The organism is Halorubrum sp. F4 (genome assembly GCF_027257195.1).
GTDB lineage: Archaea > Halobacteriota > Halobacteria > Halobacteriales > Haloferacaceae > Halorubrum.
On the sequence record NZ_JAPDFS010000001.1, the window covers coordinates 884045 to 891098 of the forward strand.

Below are 7054 nucleotides of genomic sequence, written 5' to 3' on the forward strand. Positions count from 1 at the left end.
GGGGGTCGTTCCCGACGACGGGTCCTACCCGCCGGTCGACTCCGTGCCGTCGATCGGGATCGAGACGGTCGCCGACCGATCGGTCACGACGCCGTACTTCGCGGTCGCGACCGACTGCGGAGCCCCCTCGAGCCCCGGCCCGTACCGCGAGACGAGCGAGGCGCGGACCGCGTCGCGGACGCAGGCCCTGACTGCCGACCCGATCGGGGTAGCCGAGCCGGAGAACTCGCCCGTCGTGTCGGGACTCTCTCCGTCGACCGCGTCGCGTTCCGGCGGACAGCCGACCACGACCGCGTCGCTCGTCGTGCCGGGAAACCCGACCGTCGCGAGCAGCGTCGCCGCCTTCGCCTCGGCGGCGACCGCGACGAGGTTCGCGAGCGCGCCGGATGCCAGGGAGCGGTCCGCGCCGACGAGAAGGTTGACGGTGCCGGCGGGGGGCGTCGCGTCCGGATCGACGTCGGATCGGACGTCGTCCTCGGGGGTGCCGGCGGGGGGCGTCGCGTCCGGATCGACGTCGGATCGGACGTCGACCTCGGGGGTGCCGGCGGCGTCGACCTCCTCGTTCGGGAGCGGGAGCGCGGCGGGGTTCGACACCCCCGCGGTGGCGAGGACCGTCGCCTCGTCGATCCGGGCGATCCGGGCGTGTTCCTGATCGACGCCGGTGAGGAGCGCGGGGGCGGCGTGTTCGTCGTCCCCGTCGCTTACGACATCGGCGAATCCCGCGGTCTCGACTCGTCCGTTGACGTACTCGCGGAGGTCCCGTCCGCCGGCGTCGTCCCAACCCTCCGGAACCGTCACGTTGTGGGCGGCGTCGGCGACGCGGACCCCGCCGTCGAACCCGGTCGAGAGGAACCGCGTCGGGCCGCCGCTCCGACGGAACCGACAGACTCCGTCGGCGACGTCGACGCTGAACGCGGGACGTCGACCGTTCATACGCCGAGCGCGTCGAGGAGCCGGTCGTTCTCCCGCGGTCGACGGATCGCGGTACGCAGGTGGTTGTCGAGACGCGGGAACGACCGGGCGTCCCGGAGGACGATCCCTTGCTCCCTCGCGACCTCCAGGATCGCGTCGGGATCGTCCCTCCCTGTATCGAAGAGGAGGAACGGCGCGTCGGAGGGGTACACCTCCCACTCGGTCGCGAGGCGTTCCCGGACGCGCTCGCGTTCGGCGGCGACGCGGTCGCGCGTTCGCTCGACGAACTCCGTCCGCCGCAGACAGTGCGTGCCGACCGCGGCGGCCGGCGTCGACAACCCCCAGGGGAGTCGCCCGCGGTCGAGCCGGTCACGGATCCGTCCCGTCGTGACGAGGAATCCGGCGCGCAGTCCCGGAAGGCCGAACATCTTCGTGAGCGATCGCGCGACGACGACGCCGGGTTCGCCCGCGAGCGAGGGCTGGGACGTGAAATCGAGGAACGCCTCGTCGACGAACAGCGTGGTCCCGGCCTCCCGACAGCGCGCCGCGAGCCGGAGTAACCCGTCCCGGTCGACGAGCTCCCCCGTCGGGTTGTTCGGCGTACAGACGACGACGAGCGCGTGCTCGGCCGGGTCGACGTCGAGGACCGCGTCGTGAGCGACGGGCATCGGGCGGCCGCCCTGGAGCCGGACCTCGCGGGCGTACTCGCCGAAGGACGGCTCGGGTATCACCGCGGAGTCGCCGTCGTCGAGCGCGACCGCGAAGAGCAGTCGCATCCCGGCCATCGCGCCCGCGGCCGGGATCACCTCGGCGGGAGCGCAGTCGACGTAGTCCGCGGCGGCGGCACGGAAGGACACGTAGTCGTCCGCGGGGTACCTCCCCGACGCCGAGAGCGCCGAATCGTACACGGCCGTCACTCCCGAGGGGGTCTCCGGGTTCGTGTTCGCGCTGAAGTCGATCACGCCGGGGTCCGTGGCCCCGCCGTGGGGCACGCGATCGACGTCGTCCAGCGCTTGCGCGTCCATGTCATCGATCCCGGCGCGATCCTCAAAAAGCCACCTCCGCTCGGTCACGACCGGAGAATCCGGCGCGCCAGCTCGAGGTCCCCCGGCCGGTTGACGTTGATCGCGACGGAGTCACGCTCGCGGAGGACGACCCGATCCGATCCCTCTCCGACGACGTTCAGGCCGGTCGGCGCGACCGCGGTCCCGTCGTGTTCGAACGACGAGTCGACGCTCGCGCCGAGCTCGCGTTTGTACGCGACCGGCACGCAGACCGTTACCGACCGGACGGGGTCGTCGGGCGGGGCGGTCGTCTCGTCGCGGGCGGAGATCGTCCCGTCGGGCGGAGGGCCGACCTCGTCGGGAGCACTCCCGGCGGGAACCGCCTCGCCGATCGCGGCCTCGACGTCGCGCCCCCGGAGCAGAGGGAGGTCGGCCGCGACGGTGACGGCCGGGCCGTCGACCGCCGAGAGTCCCACCTCGAGGTCGGCGACGTAGCCCTCTCCGCTCCCGTCGAGGACGGTACACGGCACCGCCGCCTCCTCGGCGAGCCCCGACACGAGTGCGCGCCGGGTGTCGGGTGCGTGTGGCGACGCGACGGCGGCGACGCGGGAGACGCCGGCGTCCGCCAACGCGTCGAGTACCCTGGCGATCATCGGTCGGCCGCCGACCTCGACGAGGGGCTTTTCGACGTCGCCGCCGAGACGCGTCCCGCGCCCGCCACAGAGGAGCACGGCCGGGAGGGTCCGGCCCTCGCGATCGTCACCGGTCACGCGATCGTCCACGCCACCACCCCCGCGTGGAGCGCGACCGCCCGCCCGAGCTCGTTCGCCGCGCCGAGGACATCGCCGCTCACCCCGCCGAGCCACGAACGGACGCGAGCCAGGAGCACGAGGGAGACGACGGGACCCGCGAGCAACGCGGCCGCAAGCGCCGGGAACGCGCCGGGCGGCGGCACGAGCAGGACGAGGACGGACGCGACCGCGACCGGCACCAGCGACCGCGGCCCGACCTCGCCGACCACCGCGGATCCGAGCCCCTCGTGTGCCGGCGTCCCGAGACAGGCGAGAAGCGCCATCCCCGCCTTCGCGCCGACCTCGGCGGCGAGGACGACCCTGAACGCGACGGTTCCGACGAGCACGCTGCCGCCCGCGCCACTGACTCCACCGCCCGTGCCGCCACCGCCGACCAAGCCGGTGGCGAGCGCCAGCGCACCGAGGGTCGTGGCGAGCAGCGTGACGCCGAGCGCGAGCGCGCCGCCGACGCCGAGGTCGGCGTCCTTTAGGACCGCCAGCCGGCGGTCGGGGTCGTGGGCGGCGACCGCGTCGCCGAGGTCCGCGAGCCCGTCGGCGTGGGTGACGCCGGTGAGGAGATGGAGCGCGACGAGGTAGCCGGCCGCGGCGGTCCACGGCGATGGAGCGAGAAACGCGAGCCCCGCGACCGATCCGACCCCCGCGCCGACCACCGGAAACGTCCAGGGGGACCGTCGGAACGCGTGCCAATCCGCGGGAGCGGCACCCGGCATCGGTACCCGCGTCAGGAACGTGAACGCGCCGCGAAGCGCGGGGATCGGGCGGACCGGTGGGACGACCCCGTCCCGGTCGTCTCCGGTCCCCTCCACGTCTCCGTCGCCTCCGTCGTCTCCGAAGCCCTCGGTATCCTCATCGCTCCCGGTCACAGCGCCAGCGACACCCCCGCGACGCCGACGCCGAGCCACCCGGCCCGCGACACGATCCGCACGCCCCGCCGCGCCTCCGGGGTCGTCGGGAGCGCGCGCTCGGCCAACAGCGTGTACGCGTCCGGCTTCGCCAGTCGAACGTCGAGCACCGCCGCGAGCGACCCCATCGGCCAGCCGGAGTTCGGCGAGTCGGGGACGAGCGCCGCGGACCGCGCGCGTCCGAGCCTCGCGGTCGGATCGGTCGAGGCTGCTCCCCAGCCGACCGCGAGGATCAGGAGCGCGGTCGCCCGCGCCGGAAGCCACATGACGGCGTCGTCGAGGCGAGCGGGCGCCCAGCCGGCCCGCCGGTCGCGATACCCGAGCATCGAGTCCAGCGTGTTGACGCCCTTGATCCAGGCGGCCGCACCCGCGGCGGCGGCGAGCACGACCGTCGGCGGGAGCCCCGCGTACGAGGCGAGGACCGCCCCGACGACGAACCCGAAGAGGGGAGCGATCAGGCCGTCGGCGAGGTTCTCCGCCGCGCTCTCGACGGCCGCGGACCGGACGTGAGCGGACGACAGGTCCGCGGCGTCCCGCCCCGCGAGTGCGCACAGTTCGCGGCGCGCCGCCTCGAGGTCCTCGTCGGCGAGATCGATCACGTCGCCGGCGACGGAAAGCAGCATCCGACGGCTCGAGCAGACGAAGAGGACGACGCCCGCGGTCCCGGCGGCCGGGACGATGGCGACCGGAGACCCGGCCGCGGGAAACAGGGATCCGACCGCGATCACCGGCGTGGCGAGGAGCGCGGCGAAGGCTACGGGAGCGACGACCGCGAGCGCGACGCCGACGGACCGCGAGTCGGGCAGGCGGTCGTCGAGCGCGGCGACGACCCGCCCGAGCCACGCCACGGGGTGAAGGGAGGACGGCGGCTCCGAGAAGGCCAGGTCGAGGGCGGCGGCGAGCGCGAGCGCGCCGGCCGCCGCGAGCGTCACGGCTCGGCCTCCAGCTCGCCGCCGATCGCGTCGAGGGGGATCTCCGTCACGTCGAGGAACCGGCCGCCCACCTCGACGACGCCGCCGTCGGTCGTCGAGTCGTTCCCGACGTGGATCAGGGCCGACGGCGCGACGCCGAGCGCCTCCGCCGCGGCCTCGAACGCCTTCGGATGCGGCTTCCGCCAGCCGCAGCCGACGCTCGTCGTGACCGCGTCGAACTCCCCGCGGAGGCCCGCACGTATCAGCGTCCGAGCAACCAGCTCAGGGACCGCACAGTTCGAGCAGATCCCGACCGGGCCGCGGTCGGCCGCCGTCCGAACCGCCTCCAGCGCGTTCTCACGGCGGGTGACCTCGGGATCGAAGGCGGCGACGACGGCGTGACGAACGACGTTGTCGGGGGCGTCGACGCCGCGCGAGTCGAGAGCTGCGGCCACGTGCGCCGGGAGGGGGACCTCCGCGCCGTCCGGGGCGTCGACGTGCCGCTCGCCGTACGCGACGTGCCAGTCGTCGGGGACGGCGACGTCCCGCGACTCGAGCTCGCGCGCGACGACCTCGGCCGGGTCCGTCGGGTACTCGACGTCCACGAGCGTGCCGAAGAGATCGAACGTAACTGCCACGATACCCCCTGTAGGGACAAACCGGGATTGAACCTGTCGGTCGGGTCACGACTCGCGCGGGCTCAGAACAGCTGGCCGAGGTGGAGGTTGTAGAACCGATAGAGCCCGGAGACCCACGCACAGAGCCAGAGAAGCATGAATCCGGCGACACCAACGCGGAGCCGGCCGCGCCACTTTCCCATGTCCTCGTGGAGCTCGTCGATGTCGACGTCGGGGTCGTCGTAGGCGTCGGCGTCCCGTTTGGCCTGGAAGATCCGGACGATACCGGTGAGCGCGAACGTCAACAGCGCGTACGCCTGAAGTCCCAGGAAGGCGTGGACGACGGCTCCGCCAGAGAGCTGACCGAGGAGCCGGGGCATCATCCAGGTCACCATCGGAACCGTCGTCAACAGGAGGCCGACGAGAATGTACCGCAGATGACGCATCAACACGTTCCACGTCACCACCTCGGTGTCGATCATGATCCACGCGCCGTACAGAAGGAACGGGAGACTCGCCGTTACGGACAGCCCCACCGCCGCCGCGATCACCGACTCGTCGACCATGACTCACGCTTCGGTCCCGTGTGCGTAAAGCTCCACGATCCGCCGACGGGTCGTGGAGTTCCCAGGAGTTCCCGAGGCACGGGATCGGACGAAAAAGAGTTACCGTCCCGAGCGCGTACGTCCGGGCGATGGAGGACACCTCGACGCGGTCGGAGCCGGACGGTCCCGATGAGGAGGCCGTCGAGGAGGGTTCGGGGGACCCGAACGTCCCGAGCCCGAACGGGGCCGACGCCGATGACGACCTCGCCGAGCTCCGCGATCGGGTCGACGACGAGTACGACTTCGACGACTTCGGGCCGGCGGACATGGCCCGAATGAGCGCCGAGGAGTGGGACGCCGCCTTCGACCCCGACACGTGGATCACCGGGGCGCGCCTGCTCGACCGCGTCGAGGCCGAACTGAAGTCGCGGATCGCCCGACGCGAGGTGTTCGGGCTTCTCGAGCGCGTGCGCGAGGACGGCGAGGAGCGCGTGCTCGTCTACTCCGACGAGGGGTACGCGATCGTCCGTCCGAGCGGCGAGGTGAGCGGCCGGGGGACGGTGCTCCGGGACGTCGAGCCGCTCGTCGCGCTCGCGGCGATGGAGGAGCACGACGTGGCCGACCCTCCCGACGACTGGTCGCTCCCCCATCCCGACACGGTTCCGGAGGGGTCCGGCGAGTTCGGCAACCTGATGATCCAGGTCGTCGCGGCGGTCCAGGTGATCGCGGGCGTCGCCCTGCTCGGCGCGTCGTTCCTGACGGACCTCGACAGCATCGTCGGCCCCGCGATGGGAGCCGTCTTCCTCCTCGTGGGGCTCTTCCTGTTCGCGATGGTCGCCAACGCCAGGCTCTCCGATCGGTTCCGTTCCGAGGAGTACCGCGACCGGCTGCGCGCGCTCCGGGAAGCGGAGGAGCGACCGGGGTTCGTCCCGGTCGACGGAGAGGTCCTGAGCGAGGAGACCGAGGATCGGTGAAAACGCCGAATTCAGGGGTTTCAACCCCCCTTACTATCCGCCCACCGATCGAGGATAGTCGGTGGGTTTAAGCGCACCCCGTCCTGAGTGAAACTGTATGAAAAGGCGGGAATTCGTGCGAACGGCCGGCGGCACGACCGCCGCGGTCGCGGCCGCTGGCGGGGCGACCGGAACGGCCGCCGCACAGGAGGTGCAACCGGAGTGGCCGAGCGGGGTCACGAACGGGAACCTCGGGAGCTACAGGGACGCTCGCGGCGAGAGCGAAGTGACGGTCGAGGTCGGCGGCGGAGACGGCGGTCTCGCGTTCGACCCGACGCAGCTGTGGGTCGACCCGGGAACGACGATCACCTGGGAGTGGACCGGCAACGGCGGCGCAC

8 protein-coding genes and 1 pseudogene are annotated in these 7054 nt (G+C 72.6%); 2 read left to right on the plus strand and 7 right to left on the minus strand.

The window, feature by feature from the left end:
- Positions 1–24: 24 nt before the first annotated feature.
- The 7 genes from OKW78_RS04535 to OKW78_RS04565 form a co-directional block, all read right to left on the minus strand.
- The gene (locus OKW78_RS04535) at positions 25–933 is read right to left on the minus strand and encodes an adenosylcobinamide amidohydrolase (RefSeq protein WP_281194105.1); all 909 of its coding nucleotides are present in this window, start codon (positions 931–933) and stop codon (positions 25–27) included.
- A complete protein-coding gene (locus tag OKW78_RS04540; protein ID WP_281194106.1) occupies positions 930–1937 on the minus strand; it encodes a threonine-phosphate decarboxylase in 1008 nt (335 codons plus the stop codon). The genes OKW78_RS04535 and OKW78_RS04540 overlap by 4 nt, the downstream gene beginning before the upstream one ends.
- A 44-nt stretch (positions 1938–1981) precedes the next feature.
- On the minus strand, positions 1982–2698 hold the full coding sequence (locus tag OKW78_RS04545) for an NTP transferase domain-containing protein (RefSeq protein WP_281194107.1): 717 nt from the start codon (positions 2696–2698) through the stop codon (positions 1982–1984).
- Complete coding sequence (locus OKW78_RS04550) at positions 2683–3483, minus strand: adenosylcobinamide-GDP ribazoletransferase (protein ID WP_281194151.1); 801 nt, start codon at positions 3481–3483, stop codon at positions 2683–2685. The genes OKW78_RS04545 and OKW78_RS04550 overlap by 16 nt, the downstream gene beginning before the upstream one ends.
- A 104-nt stretch (positions 3484–3587) precedes the next feature.
- Positions 3588–4562 carry a CobD/CbiB family cobalamin biosynthesis protein gene (locus OKW78_RS04555; protein ID WP_281194108.1) on the minus strand — a complete coding sequence of 325 codons (975 nt, stop codon included), beginning with the start codon at positions 4560–4562 and terminating at the stop codon, positions 3588–3590.
- Positions 4559–5179, minus strand: coding sequence for an HAD family hydrolase (locus OKW78_RS04560; protein ID WP_281194109.1), 621 nt, complete (start codon positions 5177–5179; stop codon positions 4559–4561). The genes OKW78_RS04555 and OKW78_RS04560 overlap by 4 nt, the downstream gene beginning before the upstream one ends.
- Positions 5180–5241: 62 nt before the next feature.
- On the minus strand, positions 5242–5724 hold the full coding sequence (locus OKW78_RS04565) for a hypothetical protein (protein WP_281194110.1): 483 nt from the start codon (positions 5722–5724) through the stop codon (positions 5242–5244).
- 128 nt (positions 5725–5852) lie between these two features.
- Between OKW78_RS04565 and OKW78_RS04570 the strand changes: the two genes are divergently transcribed.
- Both OKW78_RS04570 and OKW78_RS04575 read left to right on the plus strand, forming a co-directional pair.
- Complete coding sequence (locus tag OKW78_RS04570; RefSeq protein WP_281194111.1) at positions 5853–6677, plus strand: hypothetical protein; 825 nt, start codon at positions 5853–5855, stop codon at positions 6675–6677.
- A gap of 115 nt (positions 6678–6792) precedes the next feature.
- Positions 6793–7054: pseudogene (locus OKW78_RS04575) on the plus strand (halocyanin); the annotation flags it as partial.